This window comes from Saccharopolyspora sp. NPDC049426, from assembly GCF_040676935.1.
Lineage (GTDB): Bacteria > Actinomycetota > Actinomycetes > Mycobacteriales > Pseudonocardiaceae > Saccharopolyspora.
Window position 1 is genome coordinate 65,837 of record NZ_JBFAPZ010000008.1, and the last position, 18,658, is coordinate 84,494.

Sequence of the window (18,658 nt, forward strand, 5' to 3'; positions counted from 1 at the left end):
CGAAGCCGAAACGGCCCGGTACCCCGAGCGGGTGCCGGGCCGTTTCGCGTCTCCGGCGCCGGTTCGCCGCGGTCGGTAGCGTCCGGGCATGGCTACGTTGCAGGATCCGAAGGTCCGCGAGTTCCTCTCCCAGGGCACCCGCACCGGGTTGCTGGGCTTCACCGCCGCCGACGGCCGTCCCCTGGTCGCGCCGGTGTGGTTCGTCGTCGACGGCGACGCGCTGGTGTTCAACACCGGAAAGGACTCTGCCAAGGGCAGGTCTGTCCTCCGCGACCCCAGGTTGGCGCTGTGCGTCGATCTGCCTCAGCCGCCTTACGCGTTCGTGCAGGTCCAGGGCACGGCGGAGGTGTCGGAGGATCCCCAGGAGCTCGTCGACACCGCCACGATGATCGCGGCCCGCTACGTCGGACCGGACAAGGCCGAGGAGTTCGGCCGCCGCAACGGCGTCCCCGGCGAACTCGCGATCCGCCTCCACCCCACCAAGATCAACGCCGCCTTCGACATGACCGGCTGACCCACCCCGAACCCCGAATACCGCCGTGTTCAGGTCCCCGACTACTGCGGTATTCGGGGACCTGATTACCGGAGTTTTCCGGGCGGTGGACGGATTACCGCAGTTTTCGGGGGCCTGATTACCGGAGTATTCGGGGCGGGTCAGTCGATGGCCGCGTAGGGGGTTCGGCCTGTGGTGGCCTTGTCGAGCCACGTCCGCCAGGTGGCCGCTGCGCTCGCGGGCTCGGTCCAGGGAGTGCTGGTGCGGACCAGGCGGGTTCCGCCGGTGGTGAGCCAGCGGTAGATGACGCGGGTCTCGTCGGCGGTGGCGCCGTGGAGGGGGCCGGGGCCGTCGAGGACGGTTTCCGCCGACGCCTGGAGCATGTCGACGACCGGCATCGGCGGGACGCCCCGGCGGGCTATCCCTGCGGACGCGAGACGTCCGTGGCGGATGACCGACAGGTGCCAGCCCCGCCGCCCGTCCGGGCGGGCCGCGACGAGCTCCGGGACCGAGGCGAGCGCGGACAGCCGCTGGCCTCGGTCCAGCGAGCGGACGAGGTCGGCGAGCCGGTCGCGGTGGTTGGCCGCGTCTTCGAAGCGCTCGGTGTCGGAGAGCCGCTGGAGCTCCTCGCGCAACCGCTCCAGGAGGTCTCCGCTGCGTCCGCGGATCACGTCCCGGATGGCGATGACCTCGGGTTCGTACTCCTCGGCGCTCTGCAGCCCGGCGCACGGGGCACCGCACCTGCCCAGCTCGTGCAGCGCGCACGGGCGGATCGGCTTGCGCGGTGAGAGGCGCTCGGTGCAGCGCCGGACGAAGGTCGCCGACTGCAGGGCTTCGACGGCCGCGCTCGCGGCGTGCCGGGAACCGAAGGGCCCCAACGCGTCCTCGCGCGGCGTGCGCACGATCGACAGCCTCGGGAACGCCTCGTCGGTGAGCACCACCCACCACGCGCGCTGCGGGAACTTCGAGCGCCGGTTGTAGCGGGGCTGGTGCGCCGAGAGCAGCCGCAGCTCCCGCACTTCGGCTTCCAGCGGGTGCGCGCACTCGACGTGGTCCACCCGGTCGGCGATGCCGACCATCTCCTTGACGCGGGCCCTGCGCTCGCCCGCGGTGAAGTACTGCCGCACGCGTCGCCTCAGGTCGGACGCGGTGCCGACGTAGAGCACCTCGTCGTTGGGGCCGCGGAAGAGGTAGACGCCGGGGGAGTTGGGCAGCGAGTCGGCCAGGCCGCGCTTGCGCTTCTGCTGCGGGGTGACGTCCGGGAGGTGCCCGAGCAGGTCCTCCAGGCTGCGCACGCCCAGCGGTCCGAGTCGTTCCAGCAGGGCGTGCAGCACGTCGACGGTGGCGCGGGCGTCGTCCAGCGCGCGGTGCACGGGTTCGGTGCGGGCCCCCAGGACGCGGGCCAGCGTGCCGAGCTTGTGGTTGGGCGTCTCGTCACGGGTCAGGACCCGGCGGGCGAGCCGCACGGTGTCGACGACCTGCGGTTTCGGCCATTCCAGTCCGAGCTGTTCGCAGCCGGCCCGCAGGAATCCGAGGTCGAAGGGCGCGTTGTGCGCGACCAGCACCGCGCCCCGGCAGAACTCCAGGAACGCGGGCAGCACGCTGTCCCAGCGAGGTGCGTCGTGCACCATCGCCTCGGTGATGCCGGTGATCGACACGACGGCGGGCGGAATGCCGCGTTCGGGGTTGACCAGGGTTGCGAACTCGCCGAGCACTTCTCCGCCGCGAACCTTCACCGCGCCGATCTCGGTGACGGCGTCGCCCTGCCGGTCACCACCGGTGGTCTCCAGGTCGACCACCACGAACGTCGCCTCCTGCAGCGGGATTTCCTCGCTGACGGCGATCTCGTCGAAGGTCAGTTGGCGGTGCGCGGACATCATCGGCACGTTACGTCCCACTACCGACACCGCCACGCGTGCGTGTGCGCCGAACGACGGCGATTAGCCTGTGGGGATGGCGACACCGAACTCGGGGCCGGACGGTCCCACTCCGGAGGAGTCCGCTGTGGACGGTTCCCAGCAGACTCCCGGTGCCGCGCCTGTCGATCCCGAGGACCTGCCGCCTCCGCTGCGCGCCCGGCTGGCCGACCTGGCCGCGGGCGCGCTCGACGAGATGCGCTCGACCGACGTGCCCGCCGCGCTGCGCCCGGTGGTGCGTTTCGCACCGGCCAAGCGCGCCAAGCTGGGTCAGCCCGCGCTGCTGAGCGCGCTGCGCGATTCCTCGGTGTTCCGCACCTCGGTGGTGGACTGGTGCCGCAACCACCGCCCGGGTGCGCTGTCGTTGCAGGACCCGGATCCGGTGGTCGTCGGTGCCGCGGCGGTGTTGCAGGGCGCCGCGATCGCCTCGCACTACGCGGAGTTGATCGGCTTCCGCAGCGAGCAGGGGCAGTTGCGGGCCGAACGCGATTCGGCCCTGGCGAAGGTCGATCGGCTGACCACCGAGGTCGACCGGCTCAAGGCGGAGCTCGCGCAGGCGCGCGAGTCGGTGGATCAGGCCGCGGGCAACGCGGAGGCCGACCGGCTGCGGAAGCGCCTGCGGGAGCAGGGCGTGCGGTTGCGGGAGGCCAAGGACGCCGCCGTGGCCGCGCGGGACGAGCTCGCGCGGGCCCACGAGGAGCGGGAATCGGCCGTCGCCGAGGTCGCCGCCGACCGGGACCGCGAACGCCTCCGCGCGCAGGAGGAGCGGCAGCGCGCCGATCACGCCGCCGCGGAGGCGCGGGTGGCGCGGGAGAGCGCCCGGGAGGCGCGGCAGGGCGATGAGGTCCGGCTCGCGCTGCTGCTGGAGACCTTGGAGGGTGCGGTCGGCGGATTGCGCCGCGAGCTCGGTGCCGCCGGTTCCGGGCCGCGCCCGGCGGACGTGGTCCGGCGGGTCCGGGAGCAGACCGCGACCTCCGGTGAGGTCGCCGACGTCGCCGCGCTGGACCGGCTCCTGGGCCTGCCCGCGGTGCACCTGATCGTGGACGGCTACAACGTCACCAAGACCGGGTATCCGGAGTTGCCGCTGGCCGATCAGCGCGATCGGCTGAGCCATCAGCTCGCGGCGCTGGCCGCTCGCACGGGTGCCGAGGTCACGTTGGTCTTCGACGGCGCGGACGTGCTCGCGGTGCCGACGGCGGGACCTCGTGGTGTGCGGGTGCTGTTCAGCGATTCAGGGGTGCAGGCCGACGACGTGATCCGCGATCTGGTCGCCGCGGAGCCGGAGGGTCGTCAGGTCGTGGTCGCCACGTCGGACCGGGCGGTGGTGACCTCGGTGCAGCGGCGCGGTGCCTACTCGGTGTCCTCGGCGATGTTGTTGGCGCGGCTGAACCGGGTCTAGCCGTTCACCGCTGCTCCGGTGCCACCCGGCGACTTCGGGGAGGTGTCCGAAGTCATAGTCGATCACTCGGGTACGCTCCGTATCCCGAAGGTGGGCGTGTTGTGGTGACAAGTCCAGGTGACGGTGGCGCAAGATCCGTTACTGTGAGCAAGCGACTATCCTCCGTTAGGGGAGTTCAGTCGCGCTCAGTAGAAAACGGACCCCGCTTCTAGACGTGCCGCCTCACCTTTCGTAACCTACCTGAGTCCTCGTGGCGATCAGTTGCTCATACCGGGCGACACGCGAGGCGCCGCTGATTCGGTTTTGTCGGGGAACCGGGCCGCGTTCCAGCGGGTTTTCCGCATGCGGTCAGGCGGTCGGACGCAGAAGGAGCTGTGCGCGACGTGGCGTCGCACGGAATCAAGCGCTCATTGCGAGGCGCCCTGGCCGCTACCGCGGTCGCTGCAGTCGTCGGCATGACCTCCGGCGGTGCTGCCCTCGCAGACCCGCCTCTCCCGAACAACGCCTCGGACGCGGCCAAGCAGGTCCGCGAGCTCCAGCACCAGGCTGAGCAGCTCACCGAGGACATGAAGAAGGCCGAGGACGACCACGAGGCCAAGAAGGCCGAACTGGGTCGTTCCGAAGCTCAGGCCGCGCAGGCCGAGCAGGTCGCCAACCAGGCCCGCGGCGAAGAAGAGCGGTTCCGCGGCCAGGTCGACAAGCTCACCCACGCCTCGTACCAGGGCGCGCGGTTGAACAAGCTCTCCGCACTGCTGGTGAGCGAGACCCCGGACGACTTCCTGAACCGCGCCTCCGCGCTGGACGCGCTGGCCAAGGACAACAACGACGCGGTCAAGGCGCTCGCGGCGGCCACGCACCAGGCCGAGAACGCCGAGCGGACCGCGAAGGACGCGCGCAACCGCGCGGCTCAGGCCGAACAGGACGCCGCGCGGCTGGCCGTGGACATGAAGAACAAGTCCAAGGCCATGAAGGACCAGATCGAGAAGGTCGAGGAGAAGTACGCCGAGCTCAGCGGCGAGGATCAGGACTCCCTGATCTCCGACGGTGAGACCGGTGTCGGCTCGATCGCCGGTGCCGGCGCTGCCATCCAGGCCGTCAACGCGGCGCTGGGCAAGCAGGGCTCGCCCTACGTCTGGGGCGCCAAGGGCCCCAGCAGCTTCGACTGCTCCGGGCTCATGTACTGGGCCTACAAGCAGGCGGGCGTGACCATCGGGGGCTCCACCAAGACCCAGGTCAGCGAGGGCAGGTCGGTGTCGGCCAGCGAGCTCAAGCCGGGCGACCTGATCTTCTACTACAGCCCGGTCAGCCACGTGTCGATGTACATCGGCAACGGCAAGGCCGTGCACGCCCCCACCTCGGGCGACGTGGTGAAGGTGACCGACTACAAGAACATCGGTGACGTCACGGCCATGCGCCGCGTGGCTGGCTGATCCGTGAAGTCGTGGTTCGGGGCCGGTGCCTTCGGGTGCCGGCCCCGAAACTTTTTCGCGTGCGGTGCGCGTCGACCGGTGCGGTGAGCGGACTTACGATGCGAGCCGTGTCTTCGACCGGAAAAGCCCGCGGCTGGCTGGTGCTCGCCGCGTCGGCCGCGGTGCTGGGTGGGCTCGCGCTGGTGGGGCTGCCCTCCCCGGCTCCGGTCGAACCGCCGCCGGCACCGGCCTCGGCCGGGCACGCGGGTCTGGCCGCCCGGTTGCCGGCCCCTGAGATGGCCGTGCGCGAGTTGCTGGCCCGCCGCGAGGAATCCATCCGGGACGGAGACGAAGCGGCGTTCGCGGCCACTGTGGACCCGGAAGCGCCCGCCGAGTTCCAGCAGCGCCAGGTGCAGCTGTTCCACAACCTGCGGTCCGTGCCGCTGAGCAGCTTCGGCTACCGGCTCGACGGCGCTCCGCTGGCGCACGCCCCGGTTCCCGCCGCCGACGAGGTGCTGGCGTCCCGGGTGGTGCTGCGGTACGCGCTGTCCGGTGCCGATTCGGTGCCCACCCAGCGCCCCCTCGGCTACCTGTTCGTCCGCCGCGGCGCCTCGTGGTACCTCGCCGAGGACACCGGTGTGGTGCCCGACGCGTGGCGCGGACCGTGGGACTTCGGCCGCGTCGAGGTGCGGCGCACCGATCGCGGGGTGGTCGTCGGCCACGACGCCGCCGCTGTGGACCGGGTCGCGGAGCAGCTGGACGCGTCGGTGGCCGATGTGACGGAGGTGTGGGGGAGCGGCTGGGCGCAGCGCGTGGGCGTGCTGGTTCCCGGCTCACCGGAGGAGCTGCGATCGCTGGTGGGCCCGGAGTTCGCCGTCGACGGCATCGCCGGCGTGGCGGTCGCCGATCTGGTGGACACCCGGACGAAGCGGGTGGAGGGGGCCCGCGTGGTGCTCAGCCCGAGCACCACCGAGCAGCTCTCCGGCGTGGCGCTGGGCGTGGTGCTGCGGCACGAGATCACCCACGTCGCGGCTCGGGCGGTCACGGCCGACGGCGCTCCGATGTGGATGCTGGAGGGCTACCCGGACTACATCGGCTACCGCGAGAGCGGACTGGCTCCCCGCGACGTCGCCCCGGACCTCGCCCGCGCGGTCCGCGAAGTGGGACCGCCGCTGCGGCTTCCCACCAACACCGAGTTCCACCAGGCCGGTCGCCGTCTGGACCTCGCCTACCAGCAGTCCTGGTCGGTGGTGCACTTCCTGGCGCAGCGCCTGGGCGAGCCGGGCCTCACCGAGCTCTACCGCCGCATCGCGATGGCCACCAGCCCGGACGAGGCGGAGGCCGCCCTCCACGAGTCCACCGGCATGACCTCGCCCCAGCTGCTGGCGGCCTGGGGCGCGGACCTCCCGAGAACCCTGGCCTGAGGGACGAGAACGGCGGTGCTCCGACCGGAATCCGGTCGTCGCACCGCCGTGTGTCACCCGGGGAACCGCCCCGCGTTCGAGAACCGGCATGGCCCGGGGCGACCGGGCGGTGCCGGTGGATCAGGAGTAGATCGCCTCGATGTCGGCCGCGTGGTTCTCCGCGACCTTGTTGCGCTTGAGCTTCATGCTCGGGGTGAGCTCGCCGGTGGCCTCGGTGAAGTCCTCGGTGAGGATGCGGAACTGCTTGATCGCCTCCGCCTTGGACACCGCCTTGTTGGCCTCGTCGACCGCGCCCTGGACCTCGGCCCGCAGGTCCGGGTCGTTGATCAGCTCGGACATCGGCGTGTCGGCCGGCCGGTTGTTGTTGGCCAGCCAGGACGGCACGAACTCCGGATCCAGCGTGACCAGCACGCCGATGAACGGCTTCTGATCGCCGACCACCATGCACTGGCTGATCAGCGGGTGCGAGCGCAGCCCGTCCTCCAGCACGGCCGGGGCGACGTTCTTGCCGCCGGCGGTGACGATGATCTCCTTCTTGCGACCGGTGATCCGGAGGTAGCCCTCGTCGTCCAGCGAACCCAGGTCGCCGGTGTGGAACCAGCCGTCCTCGATGGACTCCTTGGTGGCGGTCGGGTTGTTCCAGTACTCCTTGAACACCACGTCGCCCTTGATCAGGATCTCGCCGTCCTCGGCGATGCGGATTGAGGTGCCGGCCAGCGGGCGGCCGACGGTGCCGACCTTGAAGCCCTCCTCGACGTTCACCGCGGCCGCGGCGGTCGTCTCGGTCAGGCCGTAGCCCTCCAGCACCGGGACGCCGACGCCGCGGAAGAAGTGCGCCAGCCGCTCGCCCAGCGGAGCACCGCCGGAGACCGCCGCGATGCAGCGGCCGCCCAGCGCGGCGCGCAGCTTGCCGTAGACGAGCTTGTTGAACACCGCGTGCTTGACCTTGAGGCCGAGTCCCGCGCCGCCGGTGTCCATGGTCTTGGAGTACTGGACGGCGGTTTCCTCGGCGGCGTCGAAGATCTTGCCCTTGCCGTCGCCGTGGGCCTTCTGCTTCGCGGTGTTGTAGACCTTCTCGAACACGCGCGGCACGGCCAGCACGAACGTCGGCCGGAACGAACCGAGGTCGTTGATCAGGTCCTTGACGTCCGCGGTGTGGCCGAGGGTGACCTTGCCGTAGATGCACATGATTGTGATCGCGCGGGCGAGCACGTGCGCCATCGGCAGGAACATCAGCAACGAGTTGCCGGGCTTGGTCAGCTGGGGGAACGCGTCGATGTCGGCGCGCACCTCGGCGAGCAGGTTGCGGTGGGTCAGCACGCAGCCCTTGGGGCGGCCGGTGGTGCCCGAGGTGTAGATGAGGGTCGCGGCGTCCTCGGCGGTGACCGCCCTGCGCCGCTCGTGCACCTGCTGGTCGGGCACCTCGGCGCCCAGCGCGGTGAGCTCGTCGACCGCGCCGGCCGCGCCACCGCTGGTCGGTCCCTCGATCTGCCAGATGTGGCGGACCTCGGAGAGCCGGTCGATGACCTTGTCGATCTCGGCGCGGTGCGCCTCGGTCTCCACGAAGGCCGCCTTCGCACCGGAGTCGGTGAGGATCCACTCGGCCTGGTCGGCCGAGGAGGTCTCGTAGATCGGGACTGTGATGCAACCGACAGTCCAGATCGCGAAGTCCAGCAGCGTCCACTCGTAGCGGGTGCGGGACATCAGCCCCACCCGGTCGCCGGGTTCCAGCCCGGCGGCGATCATGCCCTTGGCCACGGCCAGGACCTGCGCGGCGAAGTCGGCGGCGGTGACGTCGACCCAGGTGCCGTCCACCCGGCGCCGGAAGCTCACGGTGCTCCCGAAACGCTCCGCGTTGGCCCACACCATGTCGGTGAGGTTCTCGTCCTCGGCCACTTTCGTAGTGGCGGGTGCGCTGAACTCTCGCACGTCGAAACCTCCGAAGAAAAGCCTGTCTAGTGGGCTCAACCTAACGCTGATAGTTACTGGGCGGTAGCCCCCGTTATCTCAGGCCACACCAGCGGGCACAGCCTAAACCTCTTCCATTCGGACGATCGTCCACCGGTCGGCGGCGCGACGAGCGCGACGACGGCAGGTAAGAACAAGTGCACAACGGGCGGTGCGATCCGGCACCTCGGCGGATTAGGTTCGACAGAAGCGGTCATCGCGGAAGTGGGGTTGGAAGTTGCGCGTTCACGTCGTGTCCGACGTCCATGGCAACGTCGAGGCGCTCAAACGCGCCGGCGACGGAGCCGACGCGCTGGTCGTGCTGGGTGACCTGATCGACTTCGTCGACTACCACGATCACGGCAACGGCATCCTCGGCCGCGTCTTCGGCGCGGAGAAGGTCGAGCGGTTCGCCGAGCTGCGGCGCAGCCGCCGCGGCCCGGAGTTCGGTGCCTACATCCGCTCGCTGTGGGCGAGCCTGACCGACCCGGCCCAGACGGTCGCCGACGCCGTGCGCGAGCAGTACGCGGAGCTGTTCGGCGCGATGACGGCGCCCACCTACGCGACCCCGGGCAACGTCGACGCGCCCTACCTGTGGCCGGAGTTCGCGCGCGAGGGCATCCACGTCCTCGACGGGGAGACGACCGAGATCGGCGGGCTGACGTTCGGGTTCGTCGGTGGCGTGCGGCTGCCCGACGGCGCGACGCTGCGCTCGCACTCGGCCTGGGTGCCCTACCTGCGTGTCGCCGAGGAGTACGACGAGGCGGTCGCCTCGCTGCCCGCGGTGGACGTGCTGTGCACCCACCAGCCGCCCGCCGTCGCCGAGCTGACCTACGACGTGGTGGCGCGCAGCCAGGAGGCGGGTGCCGCCAGCGTGCTGGCGCGCATCAACGCTGATCAGCCCCGGTGGTCGCTGTTCGGGCACGTGCACCAGCCGCTGTCGCAGCGGATGCGCATCGGTCGCACCGAGTGCGTCAACGTCGGGCACTTCAAGCGGACGGAGCGGCCGTACGTCCTTCGGTGGTGAAAGACGCCCGAGGAGGTGAGTTTCGAGGACTTCGCAGAAACCTCGCTCCTCGTTGACGCCGCGCGGGTGGCCACCCGGTAGCCTGCGCGCATGGTCGATCAGTCCACCCAGTCCATCGAGATCGAAGCCCCCGCTGCGCGGATCATGGCGGTCATCGCGGATTTCCCGGCGTATCCGGAGTGGGCGGGAGCGGTCAAGGAGATCGAGGTGCTCTCCCAGAGCTCCGGCGGGACCGCCGAGCGGGTCCGCTTCGTGCTGGACGCGGGCGTGGTCAAGGACACCTACACCAATGTCTACAGCTGGGCCGCCGATGGCCTTTCGGTGAGCTGGGAGCTGACCGAGGGACAGGTGCAGAAGGCTCAGAAGGGCAGCTACACGCTCAAGCCGCTCGGTGACGAGCGCACCGAGGTCACCTACAGCCTCGCGGTCGACCTGGCGATCCCGATGATCGGGCTGTTCCGGCGCAAGGCGGAGAAGATGATCATGGATACGGCGCTCAAGGAGCTCAAGCGCCGCGTGGAAGCGGAATAGATCGCCCATTGCGCATCCTGCTGTTCACCGGAAAGGGCGGGGTCGGCAAGACGACCCTCGCCGCGGCCACTGCCGCGCGCGTCGCGGGCGACGGTGGCAAGGTGCTGGCGGTGTCGACCGACCCGGCCCACTCGCTGGCCGACGCGCTCGCCGCCGACCTGGGCGCGCAACCCGCCGAGGTCCGCGTCGCTGACACCGGCGCGGCGCTGCACGCCGCCGAGGTGCAGACCCGCAGCCTGGTCGACGGAACCTGGCGCGAGCTGCGCGAACACCTGCGAACCCTGTTGCGGGGCGCGGGGGTCGGCGAGGTCGACGCCGAGGAGCTGACCGTGCTGCCCGGCGTCGAGGACCTGCTCGCGCTGACCGAGGTGCACCGGCTCGCGAGCAGCGGGCTGTGGGACACCGTCATCGTCGACTGCGGCCCGACCGCGGAAACGCTGCGCCTGCTGGCGCTTCCGGAGTCCCTGGCCGGATACCTGGAACGGCTGTTCCCCGCGCATCGCAGGGCCGTTCGCGGTCTGCTGGCCGGCATCGCCGGCAGCGACCAGGTGGAGCGCTGGGACGCCGTCGCCGACGGGCTCGGCAGGCTCGCCGAGCAGCTGGCCGCGCTCAAGGACATGCTCACCGACCCCGGCACCAGCGTTCGCCTGGTGCTCACGCCGGAATCGGTCGTCGCCGCCGAGACGCGCAGGACGCTGACGGCCCTCGCGCTGCAGCGGATCCGCGTCGACGGGCTGGTCGCCAACCGGGTGGTCCCGCACCCGGGTTCGGCCCGCGGCGAGGCCGCCGGTTGGCTGCGGACCCGCCGCAAGGAGCAGGAGGCGGTCCTCGACACGCTGCGCGCGGCCACCGACCTGCCGCTGCGCACCGTCGAGCACCGGGCCGCCGAGCCGGTCGGCACCGCGCAGCTGCTGGAACTCGGTGCCGAGCTCTACGGCGACGGCGACCCGCTCGCCAACGACGCGGCCACGCCGGAGATGCGCGTCGGCGGTGGCGGCAAGTCGCTGGACGCGGAGTACACGCTGCGCATCGGACTGCCGCTGCACCCGGCGGCCGAGCTGGACCTGGCCCGGATCGGACCCGAGCTGGCGATTACCGTCGATGGACGGCGACGGCTGTTCGCCCTGCCCGCTGTGCTGCAGCGGTGCGTGGTGACCTCGGCCGTGGCCGGCGACGACGGGCTGACGGTGCGGTTCCGTCCCGACCCCGATCTGTGGATGCGGTGAACCCGATGCGCGAGCACGATCGACTTCTCGAAGAGCTGCGGCTGCTGTTGGACGCCCTGGCGGGCAAGGCCGAGGAGTACCTGCGCGGCTGCGCCCGCGAGGGGCAGTCGGACGAGACCGGTGCGGGCTGCGGCTGGTGCCCGCTGTGCGCGGCGATGGAGCTGGCGCGCGGGCAGCGTCCCGAGCTCAACGACCAGCTGCTGGCCATCGTCCAGCAGCTGCGGCAAGCGCTGGTCGACCACGCCGAGCCCGCTGCGGACGAGCCGGAGGAGGCTCAGCCGGAGGAGCCGAAGGTGCAGCGCATCCAGGTCCAGCGGGTCGCGGGACCGGTGCTGGCGGAGAGAGACGCGGTGTGCTGACCATCGGCGTGGACGTGGGCGGGACCAGCGTGCGCGCGGCTGTGGCGGACGAGCACGGCCAGATCCTGCGGACGCACCGGGTACCGACCCCGAAGACGGGTCCGGAGCTCAACACGGCCATCGCCGACACGGTCCGGGTGCTCACCGACCAGTACCCGATCGACGGAGTCGGACTGGCGGTCGCGGGTTTCGTCAGCGAAGACCGGCGGGTGGTGCGCTTCGCACCGCACCTGCCGTGGCGGCACGTGGCCGTCGCCGACGAGCTCTCCCACCGGCTCGGTCTTCCGGTGGTGCTGGAGCACGACGCGAACGCGGCGGCCGTGGCCGAGCAGCGCTTCGGCGCTGCGGTCGGCGCCCGCGTCGCGGCGCTCGTGGCGATCGGAACCGGCATCGGCGGTGCGCTGGTGATCGACGGCGAGGTCTTCCGAGGCGCGTTCGGGGTTGCCCCGGAACTCGGCCACCTGCGGCTGGTGCCCGAGGGCCGGAAGTGCCCGTGCGGCAAGAACGGCTGCTGGGAGCGCTACTGCAGCGGAACCGCGCTGGCCGCGACCGCCGCCGAGCTCATCGGAACCGGCACCACGTCGCTGCCGGCGGAACCCTCGGGCCTCGACGTCGCCCGCGCCGCGGACGCCGGCGACGAGGTCGCCGTCCGCGCGATGGACGACCTGGCCCGCTGGCTGGGGGAGGGGTTGGCGCTGGTCGCCGACGTCTACGACCCCGAGGTCGTGGTCATCTCCGGTGGCGTCTCCGACTCCGCGCACCTGTTCCTCGACAAGGCCCGCGATCACTACGCAGCGGCCGTCACCGGTTCCGGTCACCGGCCCCTCGCCAGGGTCCGCGTCGCTCACCACGGGGACCCGGCGGCCATGATCGGGGCGGCGGCCATGGCGCGCCAGCACGTCCTGACCGGCCCGAAGGTCCCCTGAGCGCTGCCGGCGTGCAGGTCCGCACCGCCGGGCAGAGCAACCACCCGCAGTCGGTCAGACCTGCGCGCCGTCGTCGTCGGAATCGCTGGGCGGCGAGTGCCGGAGCCGGAAGAGCAGCCAGCCGATCCCGGCGCTGATCAGCACCAGACCCAGCGGCAGCTTCACGGTCGTCGCGATGCCCGCCAGACCGGGGATCAGCAGCACCAGCACGCCGACAACCACGATCCCGACTCCGAGGAAGGTCGCCGGGCGCGGGATCGGCAGCGGCGGGGGCTCGGGCGGAACGAAGTGCTCCTCCTCTTCCGCGGCCGGGGCCCAATCACGCGGTCCCTGCTCGGCGGGCGGTTCCACCGGCTTGGTCTCGTCCGGCGCGGCGACCGCTGGACGGGTCTGCTCGTCCGGCGTCGGCTCCGCGTTGTCGTCCTCGCCCGGCCACTTGCCGAACTTGGTGTCGCGTTCGAGGTCGGCGACGATCTCGGCGAAGGCGGCGTCGATGTCCTCCGGCCCGTCCGAGGAGTTGTGGCGGGCGCTCATGCGGATTCCCCGACCCGTGCGCTGTGGACGCGTTGCACGAACTCGAGGCTGTCGCTGAAGATCCGCGGCGCGTCGTGATCCAGGGTCGCGACGTGGTGGCTGTCGTCGAGCACGACCTCGGTGATCTCCTGGCTGCCCACCTCGCTCAGCACGATCGCGGAGTTCTCCGGTTCCACGATGTGGTCGACCGCCGAGCGCAGCAGGAGCAGCGGCTGCCGGACCGATCCGAGGTCGGCCCGCACCACGCCCCACAGCTGCTGCAGGCTCGCCATGCCGCGCAGCGGCAGGCGCGAATAGGCCAGCTCCACGACCTCCGGTTTGGCGATGTCACCCGCGATGGCCGCCATCGACGGAACCACCCGGCTGATCAACGGGAGCAGCTTGGCCTCCTTGCGCAGGGTCATCACCGACGGGTTGACGAGCACGATCCCGGCGATGTCGGGATGCTGCTCGGCGAGGCGCAGCGTCAGCGTGCCGCCCATCGAGAGGCCGAACACGAACACCGACCGGCACCGGTCGCGCAGCTCGTCGAGCGCCTGCTCGACGGCGCCGTACCAGTCGCGCCAGGTCGTCCGGTTGAGTTCCTGCCACCGCGTTCCGTGGCCGGGGAGCAGCGGGCAGCGCACGGTGTGGCCGGCTTCGGCCAGGTGTTCGGCCCATCCCCGCATGCTCTGCGGCGTGCTGGTGAAGCCGTGGCACAGCAGCACGCCGATGTCGTCGGAGCCCTCGTGCGCGAATGGTTCTGCGCCGACTAGCACTGACCCTGTTCCTCCCACCCGTGAACCTCCCACCCGGCTCGAACGCCACGGGGCCGCTGTGCCTGTTGCGCTTCATCGTCGCACGCGGAGCCGACGATTGGGACTGGCTCATCAGCGTCCGGGGATCCGCCGTTCGCACCGTCGTGCGGAACGAGCGGAACGGACGATTCCGCACCAGGTGTGACGTGATCGGTTTCCGGACAGTGCTCATTGTGCGCAAAGTTCGCGCTCCGTAGGCTGAACAGCAAAGTTTCGCGCGTGAGGAGGCGGCGGCACCGTGATGTACTGGGTGATGAAACACCTACTGCTCGGTCCCCTCATGAAGTTGTTCTGCCGCCCACGAGTCGAAGGCGTCGAGCGCGTCCCGCGCGAGGGCGGCGCGATCCTGGTCAGCAATCACATGGCCGTCGCCGACTCGTTCTTCATGCCGCTGATGATGCCGCGTCGAGTGACGTTCCTGGCCAAACGCGAGTACTTCACCGGCAAGGGAGTGCGCGGCAAGTTCAAGAAGGCGTTCTTCTCCGGCGTCGGCCAGGTGCCGATCGACCGCTCCAGCGGTGCCGCCGCCCAGGCCGCCCTGGACACCGGTGTGCGGCTGCTGTCGGAGGGCAAGCTGCTGGGCGTTTACCCGGAGGGCACCCGGTCCCCGGACGGCCGCCTCTACAAGGGCAAGACCGGTGTGGCGCGGATGGCGCTGGAGTCGGGGATGCAGGTGATCCCGATCGCGATGTTCGGCACCGACAAGGTCAACCCGATCGGCTCGAAGATGTGGTGGCCGCACAAGGTCGTGGTCAAGGTCGGCGAGCCGCTGGACTTCTCCCGCTACGAGGGCATGGCCGGTGACCGCTTCGTCGAGCGCTCGATCACCGACGAGATCATGTACGCCTTGATGGAGCTCTCCGGCCAGGAGTACGTCGACGTCTACGCCTCCAAGGTCAAGGACGAGCTGGCCGCGCAGGGCAACGACCTGGGCGGGTGGAGCAGCAGCTCCGCTTCGCGGCTGCCGCACACCAAGGCGGGCTGACGGGCCGGACCGAGCAGCTCGAACTCCGCCGCATACGCTTCGCGGGTGCGGTACTTCTACGACTGCGAGTTCATCGAGGACGGGCGGACCATCGATCTGGTGTCGATCGGTGTGGTCGACGAGACGGGTCGCGAGTTCTACGCGGTGTCCACCGAGTTCGACGCCGCCCGCGCGGGCGCCTGGGTGCGTCAGCACGTCCTGCCGCAGCTGCCGCCGCCGGCCGAGCAGTGCTGGAAGTCCCGGGCCCGCATCCGCGAGGACCTGTACAAGTTCCTCACCTCGCGCAGCGGGAACATCGAGCTGTGGGCCTGGTACGCCGCCTACGACCACGTGGCGATGGCCCAGCTGTGGGGCCCGATGCCGACGCTGCCGTCCCGGATCCCGAAGTTCACCCGCGACCTGCGCCAGCGCTGGGAGGACGTCGGCAAGCCCAAGCTGCCGTCGGCCCCGGACAACGCCCACGACGCGCTCGCCGACGCCAAGCACAACCTCGAGCGCTGGAAGGTCATCGAGGAGGTCCAGCGCAAGCGCGGGTACCCGCTGTAGGACGGCCTCCTTGATCTCGACCGGCGGGTAATCGCGCCAGGTCCTTGCTGCACCGATCCAGTCCGTGCCACGCTGATCCCTGGGGGAGACGTGGATCACTCAACGGGTTGGACTCAAGGAGGCGGCAACAGCGATGCCGGCTGGAATGCGTGTCGGAGTGCTCACCGGTGGCGGAGACTGCCCTGGGCTGAACGCGGTGCTCCGAGCGGTGACCCGCAAGGGGATTTCGGTGTACGAGCACGAGATCCTCGGATTCCGCAGCGGGTGGCAGGGCCCGGTGGAGGACCTGACCACGCCGCTGACGTTGGACAAGGTGGAGGAGATCCTCAACCGGGGCGGCACGATCCTCGGGTCCTCGCGGACGAACCCGTACAAGATCGATGACGGCATCGCCCGGCTCAAGGAGACCATCGCCGAGCACCGGGTGGACGCGCTGATCGCCATCGGCGGCGAGGACACCCTCGGCGTGGCCGAGCAGCTCACCCACGACGGCGTGCCGGTGGTGGGCGTGCCCAAGACCATCGACAACGACCTCGACGCCACCGACTACACCTTCGGCTTCGACACCGCGGTGCACATCGCGACCGAGGCCATCGACCGGCTGCGCACCACCGCCGAATCGCACCACCGCGCGCTGGTCGTCGAGGTGATGGGTCGGCACGCGGGCTGGATCGCGCTGCACTCCGGCCTGGCCGGTGGCGCCAACGTGATCCTGGTGCCGGAGCAGGAGTTCAGCGTCGAGAAGGTCGTCGAGTGGGTCGAGCAGCGCTTCGAGCGCCAGTACGCCCCGATCATCGTCGTCGCCGAGGGCGCGATCCCGGAGGGCGGCGAGGAGCTGCTGGCCGGTGGCGAGAAGGACGCGTTCGGGCACGTCCGGCTCGGCGGTGTCGGCACGTGGCTGGCCGACGAGATCTCCAAGCGCACCGGCAAGGAGTCGCGCGCGGTGGTGCTCGGGCACACCCAGCGCGGCGGCACGCCGACGGCCTACGACCGGGTGCTGGCCACGCGCTTCGGCCTGCACGCCATCGACGCCGTCACCGACGGCGACTTCGGAAAGATGGTCGCCCTGCGCGGAACCGACATCATCCGCGTCCCGCTCAGCGAGGCGACGGCGGCGCTCAAGACGGTCCCCAAGGAACGTCTCGCCGAAGCCGAAGTCCTCTTCGGCTGACCCACCCGGCAACGCGGGGGCGTCGGCGGAGCCCCCGCGTTCCACCATGTGGACGAGGGATCTCGTCCGGTTAGGCTCGTCCTTCGCGAAGTCGGCTCGCAGCGTCGCGGGCGCCATCCCATTCATGCGAAGGAGCCCGCGTGTCCACGCAATCCGCCGCCGAGCGCCCGCCTGTGCTCATCCGCTCGGCGCAGGACGTCACCGAACTGGTCAACTCGGGCGCGGCGCGCGGCAGTCACGCGAAGATGATCGTCCTGCTGGCGCTGGGCGGGATCTTCCTCGACGCCTACGACCTGACCTCGCTGGCCTACGGCATCACCGACATCAAGCAGCAGTTCGGCCTGACCTCGGTGGGCGCGGGCGCGGTGACCGCCTCGATCAGCGTGGGCGCGATCCTCGGCGCCTGGTTCGGCGGCGTGCTGGTCGACCGGCTCGGCCGCTACCGCGTGTTCATGGCCGACATGCTGTTCTTCGTGATCTCGGCGCTGGGCTGCGCGCTCGCCCCCAACGCCGAGGTGCTGATCTTCTTCCGGTTCCTGATGGGCTTCGGCGTCGGCATGGACATCCCGGTGGCGATGGCCTTCCTCGCGGAGTTCTCCCGGCTGCGCGGCAAGGGCAGCAAGGGTGCGCGCACCGCGTCCTGGTCGACGGCTTGGTACGTGGCCACCAGCGGTTGCTACGTAGTGATCATGGCGCTGTACTTCCTGCTGCCGGAGGCCCACCACGGCCTGCTGTGGCGGTTCACCGTCGGTTTCGGCGCGGTGCCCGCGCTGGTGATCCTGCTGGTCCGCAACAAGTACATGAACGAGTCACCGTCCTGGGCCGCGGACAACGGTGATCTGCGGCGCGCGGCGGAGATCCTCACCCGCTCCTACGGCGTGAACGCCACCGTCGCCGAGGACGCGCAGGTTCCCGAGAAGCCGAAGCGCAAGGGACTTCCGGAGGTCAAGCGCCTCTTCGAGCGCCGCTACCGGGCCCGCACCTTCCAAGCCCTGACGATCGGCCTGGCGCAGACCTTCGGCTACAACGCGGTCGCCTACGGCCTGCCGGTGATCATCGCGAGCATCCTGGCGCAGGGCGCGTTGAACACGATCAGCGCTTCGCTCGTGCTCAACCTGGTCTTCGCGGTCACCGGTGGTGTGCTGGGGATCCGGCTGGCCAACCGGGTCGGCGCGTGGAAGCTGACCTTCGTCGGATTCACCGTCCAGCTGGCCTCGCTGGTGGCGCTGGCCCTGATCGGCAAGCCGGACGGCACGGCCTACGTGCTGTTCGCCATCGCCGCGCTCGGCGCGTTCATGTTCGCCCAGGCGTCCGGTCCGGGCGCGCACTTCATGAGCTTCGCGTCGCTGAGCTACCCGACGTCGATGCGCGGCACCGGCCTCGGCTTCAACCAGGGCACGCTGCGGGTCGGCTCCACGCTGGCCCTGTTCTTCTTCCCGGTCCTGAGCACAGCCCTGGCCAGCGGCGTCTTCTGGGTGATCGCCTTGGCACCCCTCATGGGCCTCATCGGACTCCTCGCCAAGCGCTGGGAACCGGTCGGCTACGACGCCGACGCCGCAGCCGCCGACCCTGCCGAAGCGGAACAGACCCCCGCCACCACCCGATGACGCGCACCCCCCGCAGGTGAACGGATTACCCCGGTTTTCCGTGACCCGATTACGGGAGTAATCCGCGTTCAACCCGGAATACCGCAGTAATCGGAACCCCGAATACGGGAGTAATCCGGGCCCGGCGGCGGGGACGGGTGGCTTGGCGTGGCTTGGTCGTGGTTGTGGGCCGGGTTGGTCGGGTTGGGATTGCTTCCGCTGGGTAGGTGCCGCCCGTCTTGTGGCGTCGCGTCAGGTCGGGCGCTTGCTGGGGGGTGGCTGAGGTGGTGCGTGTGGTGATTGCGGGGGGAGTGGTGGGTATCCGGGTTCGAACGGCGGGATTCGCGCGGTGGATGGGGCTGCTCCGGTTCTGAATCGACGC

General features: G+C 70.6%; 17 protein-coding genes. 13 read left to right on the plus strand and 4 right to left on the minus strand.

Translation table 11 applies throughout. The annotated features are described in order from the left end of the window. Positions 1 to 88 precede the first annotated feature (88 nt). Entirely contained in the window at positions 89 to 514 is a 426-nt protein-coding gene (locus AB0J78_RS18745) for a PPOX class F420-dependent oxidoreductase (protein ID WP_363790599.1), read from the plus strand. A gap of 140 nt (positions 515 to 654) precedes the next feature. Here the strand turns inward: AB0J78_RS18745 and AB0J78_RS18750 are convergent, their stop codons facing one another. Next, on the minus strand, positions 655 to 2,370 hold the full coding sequence (locus AB0J78_RS18750; RefSeq protein WP_363790601.1) for a DEDD exonuclease domain-containing protein: 1,716 nt from the start codon (positions 2,368 to 2,370) through the stop codon (positions 655 to 657). 76 nt (positions 2,371 to 2,446) lie between these two features. Between AB0J78_RS18750 and AB0J78_RS18755 the strand changes: the two genes are divergently transcribed. The 3 genes from AB0J78_RS18755 to AB0J78_RS18765 all read left to right on the plus strand — a co-directional run bounded on the left by AB0J78_RS18755 (position 2,447) and on the right by AB0J78_RS18765 (position 6,641). Beyond that, positions 2,447 to 3,808 (plus strand): NYN domain-containing protein, encoded by a 1,362-nt coding sequence (locus AB0J78_RS18755; protein WP_363790603.1) that lies wholly within the window; start codon positions 2,447 to 2,449, stop codon positions 3,806 to 3,808. 383 nt (positions 3,809 to 4,191) lie between these two features. Beyond that, the gene (locus AB0J78_RS18760) at positions 4,192 to 5,238 is read left to right on the plus strand and encodes an NlpC/P60 family protein (protein ID WP_363790605.1); all 1,047 of its coding nucleotides are present in this window, start codon (positions 4,192 to 4,194) and stop codon (positions 5,236 to 5,238) included. A 107-nt stretch (positions 5,239 to 5,345) separates the two neighbouring features. After that, the gene (locus tag AB0J78_RS18765) at positions 5,346 to 6,641 is read left to right on the plus strand and encodes a hypothetical protein (protein ID WP_363790607.1); all 1,296 of its coding nucleotides are present in this window, start codon (positions 5,346 to 5,348) and stop codon (positions 6,639 to 6,641) included. 120 nt (positions 6,642 to 6,761) lie between these two features. On the opposite strand, the gene AB0J78_RS18770 is transcribed toward AB0J78_RS18765, so the two are convergent. Continuing rightward, positions 6,762 to 8,570 carry a long-chain fatty acid--CoA ligase gene (locus AB0J78_RS18770; protein WP_363790609.1) on the minus strand — a complete coding sequence of 603 codons (1,809 nt, stop codon included), beginning with the start codon at positions 8,568 to 8,570 and terminating at the stop codon, positions 6,762 to 6,764. 256 nt (positions 8,571 to 8,826) lie between these two features. On the opposite strand from AB0J78_RS18770, the gene AB0J78_RS18775 reads away from it, so the two are divergent. The 5 genes from AB0J78_RS18775 (at position 8,827) to AB0J78_RS18795 (ending at position 12,657) form a co-directional block, all read left to right on the plus strand. Beyond that, positions 8,827 to 9,615 carry a metallophosphoesterase gene (locus AB0J78_RS18775; protein WP_363790611.1) on the plus strand — a complete coding sequence of 263 codons (789 nt, stop codon included), beginning with the start codon at positions 8,827 to 8,829 and terminating at the stop codon, positions 9,613 to 9,615. A gap of 90 nt (positions 9,616 to 9,705) precedes the next feature. Next, positions 9,706 to 10,146 carry an SRPBCC family protein gene (locus AB0J78_RS18780; protein WP_363790613.1) on the plus strand — a complete coding sequence of 147 codons (441 nt, stop codon included), beginning with the start codon at positions 9,706 to 9,708 and terminating at the stop codon, positions 10,144 to 10,146. Between the two features lie 8 nt (positions 10,147 to 10,154). After that, complete coding sequence (locus AB0J78_RS18785; protein WP_363790615.1) at positions 10,155 to 11,372, plus strand: ArsA family ATPase; 1,218 nt, start codon at positions 10,155 to 10,157, stop codon at positions 11,370 to 11,372. A gap of 5 nt (positions 11,373 to 11,377) precedes the next feature. Then, complete coding sequence (locus tag AB0J78_RS18790; protein WP_363790617.1) at positions 11,378 to 11,731, plus strand: hypothetical protein; 354 nt, start codon at positions 11,378 to 11,380, stop codon at positions 11,729 to 11,731. Next, complete coding sequence (locus AB0J78_RS18795) at positions 11,725 to 12,657, plus strand: ROK family protein (RefSeq protein ID WP_363790619.1); 933 nt, start codon at positions 11,725 to 11,727, stop codon at positions 12,655 to 12,657. Before AB0J78_RS18790 ends, AB0J78_RS18795 begins: the two co-directional genes overlap by 7 nt. 54 nt (positions 12,658 to 12,711) lie before the next feature. Here AB0J78_RS18795 and AB0J78_RS18800 read toward each other — a convergent pair whose 3' ends face one another. Both AB0J78_RS18800 and AB0J78_RS18805 read right to left on the minus strand, forming a co-directional pair. Further along, on the minus strand, positions 12,712 to 13,191 hold the full coding sequence (locus tag AB0J78_RS18800; RefSeq protein ID WP_363790621.1) for a DUF308 domain-containing protein: 480 nt from the start codon (positions 13,189 to 13,191) through the stop codon (positions 12,712 to 12,714). Next, positions 13,188 to 13,949: an alpha/beta fold hydrolase gene (locus tag AB0J78_RS18805; RefSeq protein ID WP_363790623.1), complete on the minus strand. Its 762-nt coding sequence runs from the start codon at positions 13,947 to 13,949 to the stop codon at positions 13,188 to 13,190. The genes AB0J78_RS18800 and AB0J78_RS18805 overlap by 4 nt, the downstream gene beginning before the upstream one ends. A 277-nt stretch (positions 13,950 to 14,226) precedes the next feature. Here AB0J78_RS18805 and AB0J78_RS18810 point away from each other — a divergent pair, with 277 nt between their 5' ends. From AB0J78_RS18810 to AB0J78_RS18825, 4 genes are all read left to right on the plus strand, one after another. Beyond that, positions 14,227 to 14,973: a lysophospholipid acyltransferase family protein gene (locus AB0J78_RS18810; RefSeq protein WP_363790625.1), complete on the plus strand. Its 747-nt coding sequence runs from the start codon at positions 14,227 to 14,229 to the stop codon at positions 14,971 to 14,973. 45 nt (positions 14,974 to 15,018) lie between these two features. Then, positions 15,019 to 15,519 carry a polyadenylate-specific 3'-exoribonuclease AS gene (locus AB0J78_RS18815; protein WP_363790627.1) on the plus strand — a complete coding sequence of 167 codons (501 nt, stop codon included), beginning with the start codon at positions 15,019 to 15,021 and terminating at the stop codon, positions 15,517 to 15,519. Between the two features lie 145 nt (positions 15,520 to 15,664). Further along, positions 15,665 to 16,690, plus strand: a complete 1,026-nt coding sequence (locus AB0J78_RS18820; RefSeq protein ID WP_363791103.1) for a 6-phosphofructokinase — start codon at positions 15,665 to 15,667, stop codon at positions 16,688 to 16,690. 140 nt (positions 16,691 to 16,830) lie between these two features. Continuing rightward, entirely contained in the window at positions 16,831 to 18,297 is a 1,467-nt protein-coding gene (locus AB0J78_RS18825; protein WP_363790629.1) for an MFS transporter, read from the plus strand. Positions 18,298 to 18,658 lie beyond the last annotated feature (361 nt).